This is a genomic window from Roseobacter sp. (assembly GCF_039970775.1).
In the GTDB taxonomy this organism is placed as follows: Bacteria; Pseudomonadota; Alphaproteobacteria; order Rhodobacterales; family Rhodobacteraceae; genus Roseobacter.
Map to the genome: position 1 here is coordinate 247618 of NZ_JBDVLG010000063.1, position 22169 is coordinate 269786.

At 57.0% G+C, this 22169-nt stretch carries 19 protein-coding genes and 1 pseudogene; 6 read left to right on the top strand and 14 right to left on the bottom strand.

Going from position 1 to position 22169, the window contains the following annotated elements:
* Positions 1 to 19: 19 nt before the first annotated feature.
* Positions 20 to 820 (top strand): enoyl-CoA hydratase, encoded by an 801-nt coding sequence (locus tag ABJH13_RS17530; protein WP_348407532.1) that lies wholly within the window; start codon positions 20 to 22, stop codon positions 818 to 820.
* 20 nt (positions 821 to 840) lie between these two features.
* Here the strand turns inward: ABJH13_RS17530 and gyrB are convergent, their stop codons facing one another.
* From gyrB to mutM, 9 genes are all read right to left on the bottom strand, one after another.
* The gene (gene gyrB, locus ABJH13_RS17535; protein ID WP_348407505.1) at positions 841 to 3255 is read right to left on the bottom strand and encodes a DNA topoisomerase (ATP-hydrolyzing) subunit B; all 2415 of its coding nucleotides are present in this window, start codon (positions 3253 to 3255) and stop codon (positions 841 to 843) included.
* A gap of 78 nt (positions 3256 to 3333) precedes the next feature.
* Positions 3334 to 3954 (bottom strand): LysE family translocator, encoded by a 621-nt coding sequence (locus ABJH13_RS17540; protein ID WP_348407506.1) that lies wholly within the window; start codon positions 3952 to 3954, stop codon positions 3334 to 3336.
* Entirely contained in the window at positions 3951 to 5054 is a 1104-nt protein-coding gene (gene recF, locus ABJH13_RS17545) for a DNA replication/repair protein RecF (protein WP_348407507.1), read from the bottom strand. The genes ABJH13_RS17540 and recF overlap by 4 nt, the downstream gene beginning before the upstream one ends.
* Positions 5055 to 5104: 50 nt before the next feature.
* Positions 5105 to 6223: a DNA polymerase III subunit beta gene (dnaN, locus tag ABJH13_RS17550; RefSeq protein ID WP_348407508.1), complete on the bottom strand. Its 1119-nt coding sequence runs from the start codon at positions 6221 to 6223 to the stop codon at positions 5105 to 5107.
* A 142-nt stretch (positions 6224 to 6365) separates the two neighbouring features.
* Positions 6366 to 7742, bottom strand: a complete 1377-nt coding sequence (gene dnaA / locus ABJH13_RS17555) for a chromosomal replication initiator protein DnaA (RefSeq protein ID WP_348407509.1) — start codon at positions 7740 to 7742, stop codon at positions 6366 to 6368.
* A 536-nt stretch (positions 7743 to 8278) separates the two neighbouring features.
* Complete coding sequence (gene rpsT / locus ABJH13_RS17560) at positions 8279 to 8542, bottom strand: 30S ribosomal protein S20 (RefSeq protein ID WP_348407510.1); 264 nt, start codon at positions 8540 to 8542, stop codon at positions 8279 to 8281.
* A gap of 162 nt (positions 8543 to 8704) precedes the next feature.
* Positions 8705 to 9292 carry a histidine phosphatase family protein gene (locus tag ABJH13_RS17565; protein WP_348407511.1) on the bottom strand — a complete coding sequence of 196 codons (588 nt, stop codon included), beginning with the start codon at positions 9290 to 9292 and terminating at the stop codon, positions 8705 to 8707.
* Positions 9293 to 9325: 33 nt separating this feature from the next.
* Complete coding sequence (locus tag ABJH13_RS17570) at positions 9326 to 10102, bottom strand: enoyl-CoA hydratase (protein WP_348407512.1); 777 nt, start codon at positions 10100 to 10102, stop codon at positions 9326 to 9328.
* Positions 10103 to 10165: 63 nt separating this feature from the next.
* Positions 10166 to 11017 (bottom strand): bifunctional DNA-formamidopyrimidine glycosylase/DNA-(apurinic or apyrimidinic site) lyase, encoded by an 852-nt coding sequence (gene mutM / locus ABJH13_RS17575; RefSeq protein ID WP_348407513.1) that lies wholly within the window; start codon positions 11015 to 11017, stop codon positions 10166 to 10168.
* An 87-nt stretch (positions 11018 to 11104) separates the two neighbouring features.
* On the opposite strand from mutM, the gene ubiE reads away from it, so the two are divergent.
* Positions 11105 to 11857, top strand: coding sequence for a bifunctional demethylmenaquinone methyltransferase/2-methoxy-6-polyprenyl-1,4-benzoquinol methylase UbiE (gene ubiE, locus ABJH13_RS17580; RefSeq protein ID WP_348407514.1), 753 nt, complete (start codon positions 11105 to 11107; stop codon positions 11855 to 11857).
* 92 nt (positions 11858 to 11949) lie between these two features.
* Positions 11950 to 13494 (top strand): 2-polyprenylphenol 6-hydroxylase, encoded by a 1545-nt coding sequence (gene ubiB / locus ABJH13_RS17585; RefSeq protein WP_348407515.1) that lies wholly within the window; start codon positions 11950 to 11952, stop codon positions 13492 to 13494.
* Positions 13495 to 13527: 33 nt separating this feature from the next.
* Here the strand turns inward: ubiB and ABJH13_RS17590 are convergent, their stop codons facing one another.
* Positions 13528 to 14706, bottom strand: a complete 1179-nt coding sequence (locus ABJH13_RS17590; RefSeq protein WP_348407516.1) for an acetyl-CoA C-acyltransferase family protein — start codon at positions 14704 to 14706, stop codon at positions 13528 to 13530.
* A gap of 121 nt (positions 14707 to 14827) precedes the next feature.
* Between ABJH13_RS17590 and ABJH13_RS17595 the strand changes: the two genes are divergently transcribed.
* The 3 genes from ABJH13_RS17595 (at position 14828) to tdh (ending at position 17748) form a co-directional block, all read left to right on the top strand.
* A complete protein-coding gene (locus ABJH13_RS17595) occupies positions 14828 to 15391 on the top strand; it encodes an XRE family transcriptional regulator (protein WP_348407533.1) in 564 nt (187 codons plus the stop codon).
* Positions 15392 to 15485: 94 nt separating this feature from the next.
* Positions 15486 to 16682 carry a glycine C-acetyltransferase gene (locus ABJH13_RS17600; protein ID WP_348407517.1) on the top strand — a complete coding sequence of 399 codons (1197 nt, stop codon included), beginning with the start codon at positions 15486 to 15488 and terminating at the stop codon, positions 16680 to 16682.
* A gap of 25 nt (positions 16683 to 16707) precedes the next feature.
* Positions 16708 to 17748, top strand: coding sequence for an L-threonine 3-dehydrogenase (tdh, locus tag ABJH13_RS17605; RefSeq protein ID WP_348407518.1), 1041 nt, complete (start codon positions 16708 to 16710; stop codon positions 17746 to 17748).
* 3 nt (positions 17749 to 17751) lie between these two features.
* Here tdh and ABJH13_RS17610 read toward each other — a convergent pair whose 3' ends face one another.
* The 4 genes and pseudogenes from ABJH13_RS17610 to ABJH13_RS17625 all read right to left on the bottom strand — a co-directional run.
* Positions 17752 to 18480, bottom strand: a complete 729-nt coding sequence (locus tag ABJH13_RS17610; RefSeq protein WP_348407519.1) for a metallophosphoesterase family protein — start codon at positions 18478 to 18480, stop codon at positions 17752 to 17754.
* A 90-nt stretch (positions 18481 to 18570) separates the two neighbouring features.
* Positions 18571 to 20166 carry a phosphoglycerate dehydrogenase gene (gene serA, locus ABJH13_RS17615; protein ID WP_348407520.1) on the bottom strand — a complete coding sequence of 532 codons (1596 nt, stop codon included), beginning with the start codon at positions 20164 to 20166 and terminating at the stop codon, positions 18571 to 18573.
* A gap of 90 nt (positions 20167 to 20256) precedes the next feature.
* The gene (locus tag ABJH13_RS17620) at positions 20257 to 21396 is read right to left on the bottom strand and encodes a phosphoserine transaminase (protein ID WP_348407521.1); all 1140 of its coding nucleotides are present in this window, start codon (positions 21394 to 21396) and stop codon (positions 20257 to 20259) included.
* A 613-nt stretch (positions 21397 to 22009) separates the two neighbouring features.
* A pseudogene (locus tag ABJH13_RS17625) lies at positions 22010 to 22169 on the bottom strand (IS3 family transposase); the annotation flags it as partial.

The window sequence follows — 22169 nt, forward strand, 5'->3', positions numbered from 1 at the left end:
AAAACAAGGGTGTCGGATGATGCAAGCAGATCCACCGATTGTACTAACTCAAACAGACGGGATCGCGACGATCACGTTGAACAGGCCAAAGTCACTGAATGCGTTGTCCGAAGATATGCTTGGTGCGATGCAAACGGCCTTGGATCAGATCGCAGTTGACCGCGCCGTACGTGTGGTGATTTTGCGCGGCGCTGGGGCGCATTTTTGCGCCGGTCACAACCTAAAAGAAATGACCGCGCACCGCCAAGATGATGACGGCGGCGCGGCGTATTTCACCGCGCTTTTCGCGACCTGTTCCAAGATGATGATGTCGATCGTCAATTTGCCGCAACCGGTTATTGCCGAAGTGCAGGGTATCGCGACAGCTGCGGGATGTCAGTTGGTGGCCACATGCGATTTGGCCGTGGCCGCTAAAACGGCGACGTTTGCGACCTCTGGCGTGAATATCGGCCTGTTTTGTGCGACGCCCATGGTGGCGTTGTCGCGCAATGTCGCGCGGAAAAAGGCGATGGAAATGTTGCTATTGGGCGAATTCCAAACTGCTTCGCAGGCGGTTACCTTGGGGCTGATCAACACTGCGGTGCCAGAGGCAGAACTGCAGGCGACAACCCACGCAATGGCCAAGAAAATAGTCTCTAAAGCACGGATTGCCGTGAAAATCGGCAAGGCCGCATTCTACGAGCAAGCGACCATGACCCTAGAGCAGGCATATTCCTATACTGGCGCGGCCATGGCCGAAAATATGATGGCGCATGATACCGAACGAGGAATAGAGGCCTTTATTGCCAAAAAGCCTATGCCTGATTGGACAGACGACTAGGCTCTAATAAGGCGGAAATCTTAGAAATCTAGGTTTTCGACATTCAGCGCATTCTGCTGAATAAACTCCCGGCGTGGCTCGACCACATCGCCCATCAGTTTGGTAAACAGGTCATCCGCCTCGGCCATATCGTCCACTTTGACCTGCAATAAGGTGCGCGCATCCGGGTCCAATGTGGTTTCCCATAGCTGGTCGGGGTTCATCTCGCCCAGACCCTTGTAGCGTTGCAAAGACAGGCCTTTTTCGCCCTCTTGCAAGATCGCATCCAGCAGATCCATTGGGCCCAATATGCTTTGCTGGCGATCTTTGCGCACCAAGGCCGCTGGCATATTGTAAACGTCCTGCAGGCTTTTGGTAAAGCTGCCAGTGCGTTTGGCCTCGCCCCCGCGCAAAATACGGCCGTCCAGTGTACGAACCTCTTCGACACCGCGCAGGATACGCGCCAACCGGATGCCGTGATCCTGCGTGATCCGACCCTGCCAACCGCGTTCGTATTCGGCGGCAATCAGGTTCAGCCGCGTCGCAACCTTGTCTGCAGTGCCTTGTAGATCCGCATCGACGACGCCGGGTGCAAAGGCCCCCGCAATCGCAGCTTGTTCCAGAATATGGCGCGGATAATGGGTGGGAAAGGCATCAAGCACGCGGCGCATTTGGCGCGCCTGATCGACGACGCGCATCAGATCTTGCCCCGAGATTTCTTCACCGTTGCCCTGTTTTAATATCGCCCCATCGATGCCTTGCTGCACCAGATAGTCTTCCATCGCGGCCTGATCTTTCAGGTACACTTCGGATTTGCCACGCGACACTTTGTATAGCGGCGGTTGCGCGATATAGAGATGCCCGTTTTCGATCAACTGAGGCATCTGCCGGTAGAAGAACGTCAACAATAGCGTCCGAATATGTGCGCCATCCACGTCCGCATCGGTCATGATGACGATCTTGTGGTAACGCAGTTTGTCGACGTTGAATTCGTCGCGCCCGATCCCGGTGCCAAGCGCCATGACGAGGTTCCCGATCTCTTGGCTCGACAGCATCCGGTCAAACCGTGCGCGTTCCACGTTGAGGATCTTACCTTTCAACGGCAGAATAGCTTGCGTTTGGCGGTCACGGCCCGTTTGGGCGGACCCTCCGGCGCTGTCACCCTCCACCAAGAAGACTTCGGTCTTTGACGGGTCTTTTTCAGAGCAATCTTTTAGCTTCCCGGCCAAGAAATTCACATCCATCGCGGACTTGCGCCGGGTCAATTCGCGCGCCTTGCGGGCCGCTTCACGGGCCTGTGCTGCTTCGACGATTTTGCCCACGACAATGCGGGCCTCGGTGGGGTTTTCTTCAAACCACTCGGCCAGCTTTTCGTTGACCATGCCTTCAACCGCAGGGCGCACCTCGGAGGAAACGAGCTTGTCCTTGGTCTGGCTGGAAAATTTCGGGTCGGGCACTTTGACGGACAACACGCAGGTCAATCCCTCACGCGAGTCATCGCCGCTGAACGATATCTTTTCCTTTTTGGCGATCCCGCTGGATTGGGCGTAGTTGTTGATCGTGCGGGTCAACGCCCCACGAAAGCCCGCCATATGCGTGCCGCCATCGCGTTGCGGAATGTTGTTGGTGAAGGGCAGCACGTTTTCATGATAGCTGTCGTTCCACCACATGGCGATTTCCACGCCAATCTCGTCGCGCTCGCCGGAGATGAAGATCGGTTCGGGCATGACCGATGATTTCGAGCGATCAAGATATTTCACGAACTCCTTAACGCCGCCTTCGTAAAACAGCTCGGATCGCAGGCGTTCGGCAGGTCGCTCGTCCGTCAGAATAATCCGTACGCCGGAATTCAGAAAGGCCAGTTCGCGCAGACGTTTTTCCAAGACATCGAAGGAATATTCGAGATTGGAAAACGTGTCCGTCGACGCCATAAACCGCACTTCGGTGCCTGTCCGGTCGGTTTCACCCAGAATTTCGAGATGTTTGGTGGTGTATCCGCCCTCAAACCGCGCGATATGTTCTTTGCCCTCGCGCCAGATCCGCAGCTCTAGCCAATCGGACAGCGCGTTGACCACAGACACGCCCACACCGTGCAAACCGCCCGACACCTTGTAGGAATTGCTGTCAAACTTACCGCCTGCGTGCAACTGGGTCATGATGACCTCGGCCGCTGAGACGCCTTCTTCGTCGTGGATCCCCACCGGAATACCGCGGCCATTATCGCTGACGGAAATCGATGAATCATCGTGAATAGTGACGGTTACAGCGTCCGCATGCCCTGCCAATGCTTCGTCGATACCGTTGTCGACGACCTCATAGACCATGTGGTGCAGGCCCGACCCATCATCGGTGTCACCGATGTACATCCCAGGGCGCTTGCGAACAGCCTCTAACCCCTTGAGAACTTTGATCGAATTCGCGCCGTATTCTTCTGGTGTCTGTGTGTCGTCGGACATGCCGCTAAACCTTCGTATTTTTTATATTTTATAAGGTTTCTGAGGCCGATTGTCACGCGCGCGGCACAATATTTTGTGTCAGGTAAGGGGGATAACCACACCGACACATATCAATAGCACACCAGAGGTGATGTTGATCCGCGCCAGGGTTCGTGGGGCAGTGATCAACGACCGGACCCGCCCGACAAATCCGGCCAACAATAGGTTCCCCAAGAGCGGGACCAAAACCGATACCGCGATGACTATCGTAACATCTAACGCGGTGACATTGCGCAGATCAAAGAACCCCGGCAGGACGCCCATATAAAACAACACCGCCTTGGGGTTGCCTAAAATCGCCACCAGCCCCGCGACAAAACCGGGCCAGATACCCGGCCGGGTGAGCCGACTATCAGCGCTGATTTGTTGATCAGCTTGGCGGATCAACAGCACGCCCATCAAAATGAACACTGCGCAGGCAATCCAGCGGACAACCATCATGAACACATCGAATACCGACAGAACCCACGAAATACCCAGCACAGCGATCAGGGGCCACAGAACATCACCCACGGCGACACCCACCGCCAATGGCCACGCGGCCTGAAACCCACCCGATAGTGACCGCGCCATCAGGGCCAACCACACGGGCCCTGGCGTCAGAAACAAGATCACCAGCGCGCCGGCATAGAGAGCCAGATCAACCCATGCGATGGTCATGCGCGTGGGGCCACTTCGGATAGGCCATCAACATCGCGCACTTCGACGTATTGCGCGCGATCACCCAGACCTTCGAATAATTCGGCCTCGGTGCCGGTCATCCAGGCTTGCGCCCCAAGTGCGGCGATTTCGTCGTATAGGGCGGCGCGGCGGTCTGGGTCTAGATGGGCGGCGACCTCGTCTAGCAGCAACACAGGGGGCGCGCCGAAATCGCGCGCGAGGGCCCGCGCGTTGGCGAGGATCAGCGACACCAGCAGTGCCTTTTGTTCGCCGGTAGAGCAGTCTTTTGCGGGGACATCTTTGGCCCGATAAGTGCCATATAAGTCTGCTCTGTGCGGGCCGATCAGGCTGCGGCCCGCCGCCATATCCCGCATGCGATTGTCTGCCAACGCCGCGCGCAGGTCGTCTTGTGTGGTGGGCAAATCGCCCTCTGCGTGGGTCAATGTTAACGCAGCCGCCGGAAATGCAGTGGCTGCCCCGGTCTGCGCATCGGACAGCAAGGTCAGTGCGGCTCGCCGGTTGGCGTCAATCGCGATGCCCGATTGCGCCATTTGTGTTTCTAACGCGCCATACCACGCGCCATCGCGCACCCCGTCCTTGAGCAGACGGTTGCGTTCGCGCATTGCGCGTTCATAGGCCAGTGTCGCTTCGGCATGCGCGGGTTCAAAGCTCAGGGTCATCCGGTCCAAAAACCGCCGCCGCCCTTCGGCACCTTCGATCCATAGCCGGTCCATCGCGGGGATCAGCCACAGCACCCGCGCAATCCGCGCCAGTGCAACTTGTGGGGTGGCTTTGTCATCAATGCGAACCTGCCGCGCGGCCCCTGCTTCTGACCAGATCTCGATCTCGTGCATCTGGTGAAGGGATTGTAAAAGCCCGGTTACTTTCCACCCCAAGGCTTCGGGGCGGCGGGTCATATCTTCGGCGCTGGCGCGCCGCAGGCCCCGGCCCGGTGAAAACAACGATACTGCCTCTAGCACGTTGGTTTTTCCGGCACCGTTAGACCCAAACAACGCGACGGGACGGCCATCCAATGCCAGCCGTCCCAGTTTGTGAGATCTGAAATGTGACAGGGTCAGCGATGTTAAATACAACGCCATCGCTGACCTTTCATTGTTCGAAAACTACGTCTGCGCAGGGCAAACCGATATCAGACGCGCATCGGCATGACGACATAAACCGCCGAAAGATCACTGCCTTCGCGCATCAATGTTGGGTCGCCGGATGAGTTGAACAAGAACACCGCGTTTTCGCGATCGACCTGGCTGGCGATTTCCAGTAGATATTTCGCGTTGAACCCGATTTCGAGGCGTTCGTCGCCGTAGGCCACGGCAAGTTCTTCTTCGGCGGCACCGGAATCTGGCGCATTGACCGACAAAACCAACCGATCTTCGTCCAGCTGCAGTTTTACCGCGCGCGACCGTTCGGAGCTGACAGTCGCCACGCGGTCTACGGCTTTGGCAAAATCTGCGGCGTCGACCTCTAGTTTGCGCGTGTTGTTTTGCGGGATGACCCGTGTGTAATCGGGGAAGGTTCCGTCGATCACCTTGGAGGTCAGCGTGATTTCAGAGGTCGCAAACCGCACTTTGGTTTCGCTGACAGAAACGGCGATCTTCATGTCGTCGTCTTCGAGCAGCTTGCGCAATTCACCGACCGTTTTGCGAGGGACAATAACACCGGGCATGTCGGCTGCGCCTTCGGGCAGCTCTGCATCAATCCGCGCCAATCGGTGGCCGTCTGTGGCAACGCAACGTAGCACCTGACCGCCGTCTGCATCAGACACATGCATATAGACGCCGTTCAAATAATAGCGGGTTTCTTCGGTGGAAATCGCGAATTTCGATTTATCAAACAACCGTCGCAACACCGGTGCGGGTGCCGAGAAGTTCGATGCGTATTCAGAAGACGCCATCACCGGGAAGTCTTCTTTTGGCAGTGTGGCGAGCGAAAAGTTGGACCGCCCCGCCTCGACTGTTAACCGCCCCGTTGCGCCGTCTGCCGTTAACGTGACCAACGCACCGTCTGGCAGTTTGCGCACGATTTCATGCAATGTGGTTGCGGCAACTGTCGTGGCGCCTGCGCGTTCGACCATGGCGGGCGCCTTGTCGACCACCTCGATATCCAGATCGGTCGCGCGGAAGGTGACGTCGCTGCCTTCGGCTTCGATCAACACATTCGCAAGGATCGGTATCGTATTGCGCCGCTCAACTACGGACTGCGCCTGAGACACCGCCTTGAGCAGGGATGCACGTTCTATGCTGATTTTCATGAGCCTAATCCTTCCCACTCGTCGGGAATGGCAAATTACCGCGTTCTACCGACTTCACAAGAGTTTTATTGTTTTGTGGTAAGATACAAGCCGCAGGTCAAGACCCGCGACCATTTTGCAACGCCGCGGGTCTGAGATGTGATTATTCTTCTAGCGCGCGGCGCAGAAGTTCCAGATCTTCGGCGATCTGACCGTCCTGAATTTTCAGTTCTTCGATCCGCTTGACGCCATGCATAACGGTCGTGTGGTCGCGCCCCCCAAACCGACGTCCGATTTCAGGCAGTGACCGGCTGGTCATCTTTTTGCACAGATACATCGCAACCTGTCTGGGCCGCGCGTAGCTGCGCAACCGTTTGGGGCCGATCATATCCGACAGACGGATGTTGTAATGGTCCGACACTTTGCGCTGAATTTCCTCGACGGTGATCTTGCGTTCTGAGGCCCGCAATACATCCGACAGACAATCCTGCGTCAGTTCCATGTTGATCTCGCGTCCAACGAGCGACGCAAATGCAAAGAGCCGCGTCAACGCGCCTTCGAGCACTCGAACGTTGGTCGAAATCCGGTGGGCGAGAAATTCCAGAACACCCGCTTCGACCTCAAGACCGGGGTAATTGATGCGCTGCAATTCGACTTTGCTTTGCAAGATCCCCAAGCGCAGTTCGTAGTCGGTGGGGTGAAGATCTACGACCAAACCGCATTGCAGGCGGGATTTCACGCGATCTTCCAGGTCCTTGATTTCGCCGGGGGCGCGATCCGCGGAAATGATGATCTGTTTGTTTTGATCCACCAAGGCGTTGAACGTATGAAAAAACTCTTCCTGAGTGCTGTCCTTGCCGGCGATGAACTGCACGTCATCCACCATCAGCACGTCAACCGACCGAAAGATTTCCTTGAAATCCATCATTTTGCGGTCCCGAAGGGCCTGAACAAAGCGGTACATGAATTGCTCTGCAGACAGGTAAAGCACGTTCATTTCAGGGCGGCGCAACCGCAGTTCATGGGCGATCGCATGCATCAAGTGGGTCTTACCAAGGCCAACGCCACCGTAAAGAAACAGCGGGTTGAACGTGACGGGTCCACCTTCGGCGACACGGCGGGCAGCTGCGTGGGCCAGCTCGTTGGGTTTGCCGACGACAAAGGTATCAAACGTAAAACGCGCGTCCAACGGGGCGGTTGACAGGTTCCCGTTGGTGGCAGGCTTTACTGGGCTGGGCGCAGCTGCGGGTTTGGGTTGGCGGGGGGCATGTGCGCTGCTGCCAGCCGTCGCGCCCACCGGTGTGGGAACCGCGAACCGCAGGCGTCGCACCGTTGGATCTTCGGCTTTGAGTTCGTGCAGAATTAAATCTGCGTAGTTTTGATTGACGTAATTCCCAAGGAAGTTCGTCGGCACGTCAAAGGTCGCAATCCCGTCGTCTGCCGCGCGAAATTCAATTGGCTCAATCCAATTCGTATAATTATTCTGGCCTACAGTCTTCAGCAGTCGCTGCCTCAACTGCCCCCACTTTTCTTTAGTCATGTTGACCTGCGTTCCTTTTCGCGTTCCCAATTCAGATGCGGTTCGTATTTTGGTGAACCACACCGCCTCTACCGTTCGTCACGAACGTACCTCCCCCGCCCTGTTTCCCCTGAAAACAGGCCAACGTCCCACGGACATTTACAGAATAGGTCACGGCTAAAAGGACCTGACTTTAATTAAAAAAGCCATAACCTCTCGGGCCACACCGTCCGTTCTTTCTTGACAGGGCAAAACGCTGTTTCGCAGCTTTTGCAGACAAAGCACCACGCAATGCGTGTCATGCTCAGCCCCCGTGGCCTGTTTTCGCACTGCTGCGAAATGACCGATCAGAGCCCGTCCCCCCATGGCGAAATGAATCGCTGGACATAGGTAACAATTTCGTCTGCGGCACGGCAACTGATCTTCATTGTTGACTCTGAATTTTCAGAAAAGAATCTCCGAGCCTGTGAAAATCATCTAAAGAATGCAAAAAAGCGCCGATATTCGGCGCTTTTCTCATAATTTTTGAGGAGAAATAAAGCTCCCCCTGTGGTTGATTAGGCGATCGATTTTACACGCGCAGACAGACGTGAAATTTTTCGCGAAGCGGTGTTTTTATGAAACACCCCTTTTGTAACGCCGCGCATCAGCTCGGGTTGGGCCGCTTTAAGCGCTGCGGTTGCAGCTTCTTTATCACCAGAAGCAATAGCTTCTTCGACCTTACGCAGGAACGTACGGATACGCGAACGACGTGCTTTGTTGATCTGGAAGCGGGCTTCGTTTTGACGCGCGCGTTTCTTGGACTGTGGCGTATTTGCCATGTGTGCTGCACCTTCTCGGCTATGTTTGTGTCTCAAGTATGCACAATGCCCCGATCCGGTGGAAACCCACGGAAGGTGATTCTAGCCAAAGCGGGCTGCACGCGCATGTCTGGCGCGGTCTATACGCCGATCTCACGGTTTTGCAAACCGGAAATCACGATGCTAGCCTCGAAACAGGCGTTCCATTGGCTGCCACCCGTCTTGCGGCGCCAGATCATTCGCATCGCATTCGAAATAACATCCGCCGCCGGGCGCTTGGTCGTGGGTCCGGCTGATCGGCAAGCCCGCGAGATGGCAATACAGTAACGTACCCACGGCCCCATGCCCGACAAACAAAACATCGCCCGACTTATGTATCGCCAAACACGCATTGAACGCAGTCACGATCCGGGTCTGCGCGTCTTGTGCTGTTTCCCAGCCGCGGATGCTGGTGCAGGGCTGGGCAAAAAACGCATCTGCGACGGTCTCAAATTCCGCAGGCGGTAAAAAGCCCGTCGCACTGCGGTCATTCTCGTGCATCGTGTCTTGGATATCGACGGGGCAACCCAACGCAGTGGCTAACGGGCGCGCGGTCTCTAGCGCTTTGGTCTCGTTGCTGCTGATTATGGCGGTGGTGTCGGTCAACGCGCCGGATGCCGCCAGCGTGGCTACGCGATTTGCCCCCAACGAGTTCAGAGACCAGCGTTGAACATCGGTGTCAGGGTCCATCTGAACCTGCGGATGGGTCAGATACCGCAAAACGCGAGGCATGAGGCGGGTCTCCGGCGTGTTGGCGCGCGGCAATTACCGGTCGCGGAACTGCGCTTCGCGTTTCTCGACAAAGGCGTTCATACCTTCGGACTGATCTTCGGTTGCGAAAAGCGAATGGAACATGCGCCGTTCAAACAACAACCCCTCGCTGAGGGGGACTTCATAGGCGCGGTTGACCGATTCTTTGACAACCATCACCGTGATCATGGATTTTTCGGCGATTTTCTGGGCAGCACTATGCGCTTCGTCTAGAAGTTTCTTGCAGGGCACCACGCGCGACACCAGACCCGACCGTTCGGCCTCTTCGGCGTCCATGAAACGGCCCGTCAGGTTCATATCCATCGCTTTGGATTTACCCACAGCGCGTGCCAAACGTTGGGTGCCCCCGAGACCCGCGACGACGCCAAGGTTGATCTCAGGCTGGCCGAACTTGGCGGTATCGGAACAGATAATAAAGTCGCACATCATCGCCAGTTCACAGCCACCGCCCAAGGCATACCCAGAAACGGCCGCGATGATCGGCTTGCGAATGCGCATGATCTGATCTGTTTCAGGGGTGAATAAATCGCCCGAAAACACTTCGACAAAGCTTTTGTCTTTCATCATCGCAATATCGGCGCCGGCGGCAAATGCCTTTTCCGACCCAGTTATGATGATGCAGCGGACCTTGTCGTTGGCCTGCGCCTTGGCCAGCGCGGCGGCCAGTTCTGACATCAGTTCGCTGTTCAGTGCGTTCAGTGCGCCGGGCCGGTTCAGCGTAATCTGGGCAACATGGTCTTCGACATCAACGATGATCGTTTCATAGGCCATCAGGAAAGCTCTCGATTTGTGTTACGAATTACGACTCAATACCAAGCATCGGTCATGTTCAAGCTATCTTTGACATTGCGCACAGAAGAAAGTCGAGCGTCCAGATTGCACGATGCGCCCCACAACGCCCGCGCATCCCGCCGTCCGACAGGGCGCGCCTTCGCGGCCGTACACATCAAAGCTGTGCTGAAAATATCCAAGTTCTCCATCGGCTTGACGGAAATCTCGCAGGGATGAACCACCTGCCTCAATGGCATCTGACAGGACGTTTCGGATGATAGGGACGAGGCCTGAAATACGGGCCTTAGAAATCTGCCCAGCCTTGCGGGTTGGCCTTATTTTTGCGCGGTAAAGCGCCTCGCACACGTAGATATTGCCCAATCCGGCAACAATGCTCTGGTCTAAAAGCGCAGATTTGATCGGCGACATCTTGCCTTGAAACGCCGCGATCAGGTGGGCTTCGTGAAAGGCGTTGCCCAAGGGTTCAGGCCCCAAAACGCGTAGCAGCTTGTGGTCTGCGGCGTCTGCCGTGGTCATCAGATCCATCGCGCCAAAACGGCGGGGGTCATTGAAGGTGATGCGCGTGCCGTTGTCCATATGCAGCACCACATGGTCGTGTTTTTCCGGCGCGGGGTGGTCATGCACGAATTGCCCCAATGGGTCGCCCGATACCAACATCCGCCCCGACATGCCCAAATGCACCAACAGCGTTTCGCCCGAGCTGAGATCGATCAGAATATATTTGGACCGTCTGCGCAGCGCCAGCACCCGTTGCCCCGCCAGCCGCGCGGCCATATCGGGCGGGAACGGCCAGCGCAGATCGGGCCGGTTCACGTCGGCTTGCGATATAATGGCCCCAGACATGGCCGGATCTAGGCCGCGCCGAACGGTTTCAACTTCGGGCAATTCTGGCATCTTCATTCCCTGTGACGAAAGGGCCGCATTGTGCACAGCCGCAAGAGCCCTATAACAAAGTGCTGTACCCAAGGATCACAAGAGCTGATGACCGACCAAAACGATAAAACAACGCATTTTGGCTTTGAGACCGTTCCCGAAAACGAAAAAGCCGGGCGCGTGCAGGGGGTGTTTAGCTCCGTTGCCAGTAAATACGACATTATGAATGATGTGATGTCGGGCGGTATCCACCGGTTGTGGAAAGACGCGATGATGGATTGGCTGGCGCCGCGGCCCGGTCAACAGCTGCTGGATGTGGCGGGGGGGACGGGCGACATTTCGTTTCGTTTCCTCAAACGTGCCGGGGCAGGGCATGCGACCGTGCTGGACTTAACGGAATCCATGCTGGTCGAAGGCCGCCAACGCGCCGATGCCGCACAGATGCACGACAACCTCGATTGGGTGGTCGGCGATGCAATGGCGCTTCCGTTCGAGGATAATACCTTTGACGTCTATACCATTAGTTTCGGTATTCGGAATGTCACGCGCCCGCAGGATGCCCTGACCGAAGCCTACCGCGTGCTCAAACCCGGCGGGCGCCTGATGGTGTTGGAATTCAGCCAGCTGCCAAACCCCGCCATGCAAAAAGCCTACGATCTTTATAGTTTCAACGTGATCCCACGTATGGGGCAGTTGATTGCAAATGACCGCGACAGCTATCAATACCTAGTGGAATCGATCCGCAATTTCCCGGATCAACAGACGTTTTTGCAAATGGTGCGTACGGCGGGTTTTGAAAACGCGAAATATCGCAACCTTAGTCTGGGCGTCGCTTGCCTGCATTCTGGCTGGAAGATCTGATGTTTTCGCCATTCCATCAATACGTTGCGGGTTTGGGGTTTGTGCCCCGGCCCGTCAAGGCGCACCCCCACTGCGCCCCCAAAGGATAACCCATGCGCGGACCTCATAATATCTGGCGGCTTATCCGCACCGGTGCCACGCTCGAACGCACGGGCGCGATGAATGTTGTGCTTGATGCCTTTGAGGCGCCACCGGCCCTACGGTTTGTCGCGCGGGCGCTGGGGCTGCCGTTTAAATGGCTCGGTTATCAGGGTGATTTGAACATGCCTCCAGCGACACGGGCCCTGACTGCGCTGGGCCCGGCGTATATCAAGTTTGGTCAGGTGCTGTCGACCCGCCCCGACGTGGTGGGCGATGAATTGGCGATCCAACTGCGGGTGTTACAAGATAAGCTACCCCCCTTTTCCATCGAAGAAGCCAGAGCTGAGGTGGAGCGCGAATTGGGCCTGCCGGTCGATCAGATTTTCTCTGATTTCAGCGCACCGGTCGCGGCGGCGTCTATCGCGCAGGTGCACAAAGCGACGCTTGCCTCCACCGGGGAATCGGTGGCTGTCAAAGTGCTGCGCCCTAAAATCGAACGGGCCTTTCGCAAAGACGTCGATGCCTTTTATCTGGCCGCCCGTATGGTCGAGATCTTCTCACCGGGATCCCGCCGCCTGCGCCCGATAGAGGTGATCGAACATTTCGATGGTGTGGTGCGCGGCGAACTGGATCTGCGGTTAGAATCCTCTGCTGCGTCAGAATTTGCAGCGAACACCAAAAACGACGCGGGCTTTCAGTTGCCTGACATCAAATGGGAATATTCCGCGCGTCGCGTGATGACGTTGGGCTGGGCCGATGGCGTACCGATGGGCGACAATGACGCCATCGATGCGGCAGGACACGACCGGGTCGATCTGGGCGACCGGGTGCTAAAGCTGTTCCTCAACCATGCGCTGCGCGACGGGTATTTTCATGCGGATATGCACCAAGGCAACCTCAAGGTCGCGCCTAACGGTGATATCATCGCCTATGATTTCGGGATCATGGGGCATATCGACGAATACACCCGCCGGGTTTACGCCGAGATCCTGTTTGGGTTCATCCGCAAGGACTACAAACGCGTCGCCGAGGTGCATTTTGAGGCGGGTTACGTGCCTGCAGACAAAGACGTAGATGAATTTGCACGCGCCCTGCGCGCCGTGGGTGAACCGATTTTCGGGATGGATGCCAACCATATTTCTATGGCGCGGTTGCTGAGCTACCTGTTTGAGGTCACCGAACGTTTTGGCATGGAAACCCGGACAGAGCTGATCTTGTTGCAACGCACCATGGTGGTTGTCGAAGGGGTGGCGCGGTCGCTTAACCCACAGATGAACATCTGGCAGGTGGCGGCCCCGCTGGTGACTGACTACATTTCAAAATCCATCGGGCCCAAGGCCGTATTGACCGATCTGGCGAAAACGGCCCGCGTGGTGGCGCGCTTTGGCCCCCGCCTGCCGGGCATGGTCGAGAACGCGTTGCTGCGCCAAACGCAGACCACCGACCCGTCACCATCACACCGTCTCAGAGAACGCGTGTTTTTGGCGGTGGTGCTTGGGCTGTCCGTTGGATTTGGCAGCGCGGCGACCGTTATGGCCGTTATGGCGATTTTCTGAAACAGGTCTGGCCTGCTCAAAATAGGGCGGTGGTCACATGCGTTCAATCGCCAGCGCGATGCCTTGACCGCCGCCAATGCACATTGTGATCAACGCTTTTGATCCCTGGATCCGCTCAAGTTCATAGAGCGCCTTTACAGTGATGATCGCGCCGGTCGCCCCGACGGGATGCCCCAACGCGATGGCGCCCCCGTTCGGGTTGACCTTGGCGGGGTCAAACCCGAGGTTCTTATTCACAGCCAAGGCCTGCGCTGCAAAGGCTTCATTGCTTTCGATAACGTCGAAATCACTGGCGGACAAACCGGTGCGATCCAGCAGGTTTTGCACGGCAGGTACCGGCCCAATACCCATAACCTCGGGCCTGACGCCCGCGTGCGCATAGCCCAGAATACGCGCCTTTGGTGTTAGCCCAGCGGCTTGTGCCGCCTGCGCCGTGGCCAATACGATAGCACCCGCACCATCGTTAATACCGCTGGCGTTCCCGGCTGTGACGCTGCCGTCTTTTTGGAAAACCGCGCGCAAGTTCGCCAGCGCATCAGGTGTCGTGGGTTTGGGGTGCTCATCGACCTCGAACGCGATGGTGTCTCGTTTTACGCGCACGTCAACGGGCGCGATTTGGCTGGCAAAATGCCCCGCCGTGATCGCCGCTTGGGCGCGTCGCTGGCTTTCTAGGGCAAAGGCGTCTTGGTGCGCCCGGCTGATGTCGTGTTCACGGGCCACGTTTTCGGCCGTCACGCCCATATGCCCGGTTCCGAATGGGCAGTTCAGCGCGCCCAACATCATATCTAAGGTGCGGACATCGCCCATTTTGGCGCCCCACCTTTGGTCAGGCACGATGAACGGCGCACGCGACATGTTCTCGGCGCCACCTGCCAGCGCAAATTCCGCATCGCCCAACATGAGTGACTGTATCATTGACACAATCGCCTGCACCCCGGACCCACAAAGCCGGTTCACATTCATCGCGGGCACGCTGTCTGGCACGCCTGCCTGCATCGCGGCGACCCGGCTAAGGTACATGTCGCGGGGTTCGGTGTTGATCACATGGCCAAAGGCGACATGCCCAATTTGGGTCGCCGCAACACCTGACCGGTCCAGCGCCGTTTTGGCCACCACGGTGCCCAGATCAATTGGCGAAACCCCGGCAAGCGCGCCGCCAAAAGCGCCGATTGCGGTGCGTGCCCCGCCCAATATCACGATGTCCTTGGTCATGTGGATGTCCCCCTTGGTTTGCATCTTTATGGGGTTGAACGCGCGCGCTGTCAGTAAAAACGTGCCGTCATGTAGGCGCTTTCGTTTGACAATTATCCTCTATACCGGTCATTTGTCCGGCATGACGGACGCCACAGATACCATATTGACCCAACTGCCTGCGCGCCTCAAACAGGCGCGGCGGTCTCAGGGGCTATCGCTGGATGCGGTGGCCAAATTGTCTGGCGTGTCGCGGTCCATGGTTAGCCAGATAGAACGGGGCGAAAGCAGCCCAACAATTGCGACGTTGTGGAACCTGACGCGCGCCTTGCAGGTCGATTTTGCCGGGTTGTTGGACGACGGGCCCACCGCCCAGATCGAAACATTGCGCGCGCAAGACGTGCCAACCATCGATAACCTTGGGTCTGGGTGCCGTATTCGGATCTTATCCCCGCCAGAAGACGCCGGGCGTCACGAGGTCTACGAGCTAACGTTATCGGACGGCGGGATGTTGGACAGCGCGCCGCATACGCGAGGCGCGCGCGAACATCTGACGGTCATCACAGGGCAGCTGACAGTTGTCAGCGGTGGTATGTCGAGCGTACTAGATGCGGGCGATACAGCGCGATACGCCGCTGATGTCCCACACCGGATTTCTGCAAAAGACGGATCTGTGCGGGCCTTTTTGGTCGTACAAGACGCATAATTCCGGTATACCGGAAATATTCCGCTAAAGTGTAATTCCCCTATTTCGGATTTTAATCCGGTATGGTAGATATTGCGTCGAAAGGAATCATACCATGACGCAAGCCTATCTGGATCACATCACCGACACCCTGTCTCAGATCGAGGCAGATGGCATGATGAAGCGCGAACGGATGATCACCTCTGCGCAGGGTGGTCAGATCAAAGTGGGGCAACACGAGGTGATCAACCTGTGCGCCAACAACTACCTTGGTTTGGCAGATCACCCCGACCTGATCGCGGCGGCTAAACAGGCGATGGATCCGCGCGGCTATGGCATGGCCTCTGTGCGGTTCATTTGCGGGACCCAAGATCTGCACCGCACATTGGAACACAAGCTTGCCGAGTTCTTGGGAAAAGACGATTCCATCCTATTTGCGGCGTGCTTTGATGCGAATGGCGGATTGTTTGAACCCTTGCTTGGGCCCCAGGATGCGGTTGTGTCGGATGCATTAAATCATGCATCAATCATTGACGGTATTAGGCTCTGTAAAGCTAAAAGATACCGGTATGCTAATTCGGATATGGCCGATCTGGAAGGCCAATTGAAGTTGGCGCGGGAAGAAGGCGCGCGGTTTATCCTGATTGCCACGGACGGTGTCTTTAGCATGGATGGGTATCTGGCCAAGCTGCCCCAGATTAAAGCGCTAGCCCAGAAATACGACGCGATGCTGATGGTCGACGATTGCCATGCAACGGGTTTTATGGGCCCCAAAGGTGCTGGAACCCCGGCGCATTCTGGCGTCGACGTCGACATTTTGACCGGGACCTTGGGCAAAGCTTTGGGCGGGGCGATCGGTGGCTATATCGCAGGACCGCAGCCGGTGATTGATTTGTTGCGCCAGCGTGCGCGGCCTTATTTGTTCTCCAACTCTTTGCCGCCATCTATTGTCGCGGCGGGGATCAAAGCGTTGGAATTGGTTGAGCAAGGCGATGATCTGCGCGCGCAATTGTTTGAGAACACGCGATATTGGCGGGCAGGGCTGGGCAAATTGGGCTTTGACCTGCTTCCCGGTGAGCATCCGATTGTACCGGTGATGCTGGGCGAGGCGCGGTTGGCCCAAGATATGGCGGACCGGCTGTTTGATGAGGGTGTTTTTGTGTCTGGGTTCTTTTTCCCCGTTGTCCCGCGCGGGCAGGCGCGGATCCGTACGCAAATGAACGCGGCACTGACGCGGGATGATCTGGACCGGGCATTGCACGCGTTTGACGTCGCTGGTCGTGCGTGTGGGGTGATTGGCAAACATCCATAGATAGAGACTGTAAAGGACCTATTCGATGACCACTGAAATGAAAGCTCTGTCAAAGCTATATCCGCGCGAAGGACTGTGGATGACCCATGCATCGGTGCCCGAAATTGGGCCGGATGATGTGCTGATACGGGTTACAAAGACGGGCATTTGCGGCACGGATGTTCATATCTGGAATTGGGATGATTGGGCGGCGCAAACGGTTCCTGTGCCGTTGATCGTGGGTCATGAATTTGCCGGCGAAATCATTGAAATCGGCTCTAACGTGGCGGAATTGCACGTGGGGCAACGGTGCTCTGGTGAGGGGCATTTGATCGGAACGAAATCGCGGCAGTCGCGCGCAGGCAAGTTTCATCTTGATCCGGCCACCCGAGGCATCGGTGTGAACGAGCCGGGCGCCTTTGCGCAATATCTCAGGTTGCCTGCGTTCAACGTTGTCCCTTTGCCTGACGAGATTTCCGATGACATCGGGGCCATTCTTGACCCTTTAGGGAATGCGGTACACACCGCGTTGAGTTTTGATTTGGTGGGCGAGGACGTATTGATCACCGGGGCCGGGCCTATCGGGATTATGGCGGCAGCCGTGGCCCGGCACGTGGGCGCCCGGCATGTGGTGATCACCGATGTAAACCCAGACCGTCTGGCGCTGGCAACGCAGGTTGCGGATGTCGTGCCCGTCAATGTCGCCGAGACGGATTTGGCCCAAATAGTCTCTGATCTGAAGATGACGCAGGGATTTGATGTCGGGCTAGAGATGTCTGGAAATCAGCGTGCGTTGGATCAGATGGTCGAGGCCATGACGATGGGCGGACGTATCGCCATGTTAGGTATCCCACCGGGGAAAAGCCCGGTCGATTGGAGCCGCATCGTGTTCAAGGCGATCACGATTAAGGGCGTCTATGGCCGTGAAATCTTTGAGACCTGGTACAAGATGATCGCGATGTTGCAAAACGGGTTAGACGTCAGCCGTGTGATCACCCATCGCTTTGGCGTCGACGATTTCGAAGACGGGTTTGCCGCGATGCTGTCGGGCGGGTCTGGCAAGGTTGTGCTGGATTGGACGGGCTGACCTTTAAGGCGTCAGCGGAACCCGCCCCTGATCGGTCAACAGCCAACAGTCGCGACCTTCGAACACCGCAGCATGCATAGGCCGGAAATAACCTGCGCCACCATCAAGATTCACGCGATTGCCCGCGTGTTCGGGATGATCGAGCGCCGTATGGCCATGCACAATCAACGGGCCAAACGATTTTTTCTGGTCGAAAAACGGCTGTCGGATCCAGATCAGATCGTCTTCTATCTGTTTGTCCAACGCAACACCGGGCCGGATCCCGGCATGCACAAACACAAGTTCACCTTCTTGGTGCAGTGCCGGTAGTTCAGCCAAAAACGCGCGATGCGTGTCGGGAACGGCGGCGATGGCAGCGCGTTGGATAACGTCAAGTGGTGCGCCATCTTCGGCCTGCACACCGTAGGACGCCATGGTTTTATCCCCGCCTAGACGCGGGTTGAACCAGAAAAGATCGGGCCGGGTCGCGGGATCATGCACCAGTTGGTAGTCTAGAAACCGGCTAAGATATCTGTCGTGATTGCCCTTGAGTGTCACCCAATTGCGCCCGGCAGTTTGCGCATCGATCAACAGCTGCAATACACCGCGGCTGTCTGGTCCGCGATCAACATAGTCGCCTACGAAAACCACGCGCGCGTCTTTGCCGCCATCGGACTCGATCAGTGCGAGGACCCGCAGCAGATCGTCCAGTTGGCCGTGCACATCGCCGATTGCGTAGATGGGGTCTGTCATGCGTCTGCCTCGTATTTTGGGTTAACATTGGCATACGCGACGGGCGTTCTGGATGGAAGCCGCCATTTCGGGCGGCTTCCGGTGGTGTGGTTAAACGACGTCAAACGCCAATGGTTTGATTTGTGTGAACAAACCCAATTCGGCGAGTTGCGCGCGGGCCTCTGCGGGGACGGGTTCGTCCACGTACAAAAGCGCGATCGCCTCGCCACCCGCGGCGGCCCGTCCGAGCGTAAAGTTCGCGATATTCACGCCGTTTGCGCCCAACGTCTGGCCCAATGTCCCGATGATACCGGGGACGTCTTCGTTGGTCGTGTACAGCATATGCGTCCCGATTTCGGCGTCGATGTTGATGCCTTTGATCTGGATAAACCGCGGTTTTCCATCCGAAAACACCGTGCCCGCCACAGACCGTTCCCGTTTGGTGGTAACGACGGTGACCTTGATATAGCCGTCAAAAGCGCCTGATTTATCTTGGTTCGTGGTCGAAATCTTGATGCCGCGTTCCTTGGCGATCACCGGTGCCGACACCATGTTCACATCCGGGTTGGCCTTTTTCATGATGCCCGCCACAACGCTGCAGTTCAGCGCTTCGAGGTTCATATCGGCCACGACCCCGTCATACAGGATGTTGATCGCCTCGATGGGTTCGTCGGTCATTTGGCCGGTGAAGCTGCCCAAATGGTCGGCCAATTTGACCCATGGGCCCATGACTTGGGCCTCTTCGGCGGTCACGGATGGCATGTTCAGCGCGTTGGTCACCGCACCGGTCAGCAGATAGTCGGACATTTGCTCGGCCACCTGAAGGGCGACGTTTTCCTGCGCTTCGGTGGTCGCGGCACCCAAGTGCGGGGTACAGACGACGTTTGGCAGATTGAACAACGGGTTTTCGGTGGCGGGCTCTTGCGCGAAAACATCAAAGGCGGCACCAGCGACATGGCCCGATTTAAGAGCGTCGGCGAGGGCGGCTTCGTCCACCAGGCCACCACGCGCGCAGTTGATGATACGCACGCCCTTTTTGGTTTTCGCGAGCGCCTCGGCGCTGAGGATATTCGCGGTTTGATCAGTGAAGGGCACGTGCAAGGTGATGAAATCAGCGCGGGCCAAAAGCGTCTCTAAATCGGCCTTTTCGACACCCATTTTCTTGGCTTTCTCTTCGCCAAGAAAGGGATCATAGGCCACGACTTTCATCTTTAGGCCACGTGCGCGGTCACAGACGATACCGCCGATATTACCCGCGCCAATGACACCCAGTGTCTTGCCGGTCAGCTCCACACCCATGAATTTGGATTTTTCCCATTTGCCCGCGTGGGTAGAGGCCGACGCCTCGGGCACTTGGCGCGCAACGGCGAACATCATGGCAATAGCGTGTTCGGCGGTGGTGATCATGTTGCCAAAGGGTGTGTTCATCACGATCACACCTTTTTTCGACGCGGCTTCTTTGTCGATGTTGTCGGTGCCGATCCCGGCGCGACCGATCACCTTGAGATTGCTGGCCGCAGCAATGATCTTTTCGGTGACTTTGGTGGCTGACCGAATGGCCAGACCGTCATAGTTGCCGATGATCTCGGTGAGCTTTTCTTTGTCTTTGCCCACGTCGGGCTGGAAATCAACGTCGATGCCACGGTCGCGAAAAATCTGAACGGCGGCTTCCGAGAGTTTGTCGGAGATGAGAACTTTGGGGGCCATTTGTAGGTCCTTTGATATCAGAGGAAAACGGCAGCCCGCGCGCGCATGGTGCCCGTATTGGGGCAGGTCAGGGCGCGGGCCGCTTTTGCTTTATGCGGTAATTTCGGCTTCGAAGGCCCATGCAAGCCAAGGCAACATGGCGTCGATGTTCGATGTTTCGACGGTCGCACCACACCAGATCCGCAGACCCGCAGGGGCATCGCGATAAGCGCCAATGTCGAGTGCTACGTTTTCGTCGGCCAAGCGTTTTGCCACGGCTTTTGCAAAGGCCGCACCGTCTTGAATGCGGTCATCCGTGAACTTTAGGCACACCGATGTGTTTGACCGCGTCGCCGGGTCTGTCGCCAAGAAATCAACCCAATCATGTTGCTCGACAAAGGCAGATACAGAGGCGGTATTCGCATCGGCGCGTGCGATCAGACCGTTTAGGCCACCCACAGATTTGGCCCAATCCAGCGCCAGCAGATAGTCTTCGACACAGAGCATCGATGGGGTGTTGATCGTGGCACCGGTAAAGATACCTTCGATCAGTTTGCCACCTTTGGTCAGGCGAAAAATCTTGGGCAGGGGCCACGCGGGTGTGTAGCTTTCAAGCCGCTCAACCGCACGTGGCGACAGGATCAACATCCCATGCGCCGCCTCGCCGCCCAGCACTTTTTGCCAGCTGTAGGTCACGACATCCAGTTTGTCCCAAGGTAGATCCGCAGCAAACGCGGCGGATGTCGCATCGCACAATGTCAGGCCTTTGCGGTCTGCGGGGATGACATCGCCAGATGGCAACCGCACGCCGGATGTCGTGCCGTTCCAGGTAAAGCAGACGTCATTGTCATAGTTCAGCGCTGCCATATCGACGATTTCGCCGTAGTCCGCCGTGTGAACCGTGTGTTCGATTTTGAGCTGTTTGACCACGTCGGTCACCCAACCCGCGCCAAAGCTCTCCCAAGCGACCATTTCGGCAGGGCGTTCGCCAAGCAGTGACCACATCGCCATTTCAAACGCGCCAGTATCGGACGCCGGTACGATACCGATGCGGTACCCTTCTGGCACACCCAGAACGTCGCGCGTTGTCTCGATTGCCTCTAGCAATTTGGCCTTGCCGGGTGCCGCACGGTGTGACCGGCCAAGCGGCGCGCCAGCGAGTTTGTCGAGCTGAAATGTCGGGGGTTTGGCACAAGGGCCAGATGAAAAACGCGGATTCACCGGCCGCGTGACCGGTTGTTGTATAGCCATTGATGCTATCCTTCCAGATAAGCGCCCTTCGTTGGGGAAGGGTGTCCCACCGCCGGATATACGGAAAGTTGGTCAAGACAGCAACAGGTAAAGGCACTTGCTATGCTGGGAGATATAGCCGTGTGCAGAACGATTCAGGAACGCAGGCTTCCTATTGGCGCAAATCTGACACAAGCGGATCGGGCTTTGTTCCACAACACCGAGCCGCAGAATCGGGTGGCAGGCTTCACGCAATCAGCCTATTTCTGGCAGGTCAGGTGGTGTCATGAGTGGCATGGCGTTGATCTGGGCCGCGAATGTCAATGGCCTGTAACCCGCTGCCAAGATTGTGCTGATTCAACTGGCAGACTTCCACAATAAGGAAACCGGCCAATGTAACCCAAGCGCACAGCGGTTGGCGGACGAATGCGAGATGGGTCGCGCGACGTTGTTCAGGCACATGACGACATTGGAAGAATGCGGCCTTGTCACGCGCCATGCCCGTGCAGATGGCGACGGAGGGCGCGGATCTAACCAGTATGAATTGCACCTCGATATTACGCTTGATCCAAGTGCACGCTCGATGCGTAGGGGCAGCGGCCCCAATGGGGTTGAGTCTCAAAATGAGACGGGGGTAGCTGATGTCACCGGCCCATTTCTGGTTTGGCGCGTTGGCGGTGAAGTCACGATCCAGCAGGTTCGGCGCAATGTTGAACTTGTGATTGCTGTCTGTGGTGACCCTATGTTTGCGCGTTCGTACAACGGATATGCCGTTCTGACGCATCAATATGCCA

Bases quoted from the DNA above. Each gene is read 5' to 3' on its own strand.
- ABJH13_RS17530 (WP_348407532.1), top strand. From the start codon at position 20: ATGCAAGCAGATCCACCGATTGTACTAACTCAAACAGACGGGATCGCG.
- gyrB (WP_348407505.1), bottom strand. From the start codon at position 3,255: ATGTCCGACGACACACAGACACCAGAAGAATACGGCGCGAATTCGATC.
- ABJH13_RS17540 (WP_348407506.1), bottom strand. From the start codon at position 3,954: ATGACCATCGCATGGGTTGATCTGGCTCTCTATGCCGGCGCGCTGGTG.
- recF (WP_348407507.1), bottom strand. From the start codon at position 5,054: ATGGCGTTGTATTTAACATCGCTGACCCTGTCACATTTCAGATCTCAC.
- dnaN (WP_348407508.1), bottom strand. From the start codon at position 6,223: ATGAAAATCAGCATAGAACGTGCATCCCTGCTCAAGGCGGTGTCTCAG.
- dnaA (WP_348407509.1), bottom strand. From the start codon at position 7,742: ATGACTAAAGAAAAGTGGGGGCAGTTGAGGCAGCGACTGCTGAAGACT.
- rpsT (WP_348407510.1), bottom strand. From the start codon at position 8,542: ATGGCAAATACGCCACAGTCCAAGAAACGCGCGCGTCAAAACGAAGCC.
- ABJH13_RS17565 (WP_348407511.1), bottom strand. From the start codon at position 9,292: ATGCCTCGCGTTTTGCGGTATCTGACCCATCCGCAGGTTCAGATGGAC.
- ABJH13_RS17570 (WP_348407512.1), bottom strand. From the start codon at position 10,102: ATGGCCTATGAAACGATCATCGTTGATGTCGAAGACCATGTTGCCCAG.
- mutM (WP_348407513.1), bottom strand. From the start codon at position 11,017: ATGCCAGAATTGCCCGAAGTTGAAACCGTTCGGCGCGGCCTAGATCCG.
- ubiE (WP_348407514.1), top strand. From the start codon at position 11,105: ATGACCGACCAAAACGATAAAACAACGCATTTTGGCTTTGAGACCGTT.
- ubiB (WP_348407515.1), top strand. From the start codon at position 11,950: ATGCGCGGACCTCATAATATCTGGCGGCTTATCCGCACCGGTGCCACG.
- ABJH13_RS17590 (WP_348407516.1), bottom strand. From the start codon at position 14,706: ATGACCAAGGACATCGTGATATTGGGCGGGGCACGCACCGCAATCGGC.
- ABJH13_RS17595 (WP_348407533.1), top strand. From the start codon at position 14,828: ATGACGGACGCCACAGATACCATATTGACCCAACTGCCTGCGCGCCTC.
- ABJH13_RS17600 (WP_348407517.1), top strand. From the start codon at position 15,486: ATGACGCAAGCCTATCTGGATCACATCACCGACACCCTGTCTCAGATC.
- tdh (WP_348407518.1), top strand. From the start codon at position 16,708: ATGACCACTGAAATGAAAGCTCTGTCAAAGCTATATCCGCGCGAAGGA.
- ABJH13_RS17610 (WP_348407519.1), bottom strand. From the start codon at position 18,480: ATGACAGACCCCATCTACGCAATCGGCGATGTGCACGGCCAACTGGAC.
- serA (WP_348407520.1), bottom strand. From the start codon at position 20,166: ATGGCCCCCAAAGTTCTCATCTCCGACAAACTCTCGGAAGCCGCCGTT.
- ABJH13_RS17620 (WP_348407521.1), bottom strand. From the start codon at position 21,396: ATGGCTATACAACAACCGGTCACGCGGCCGGTGAATCCGCGTTTTTCA.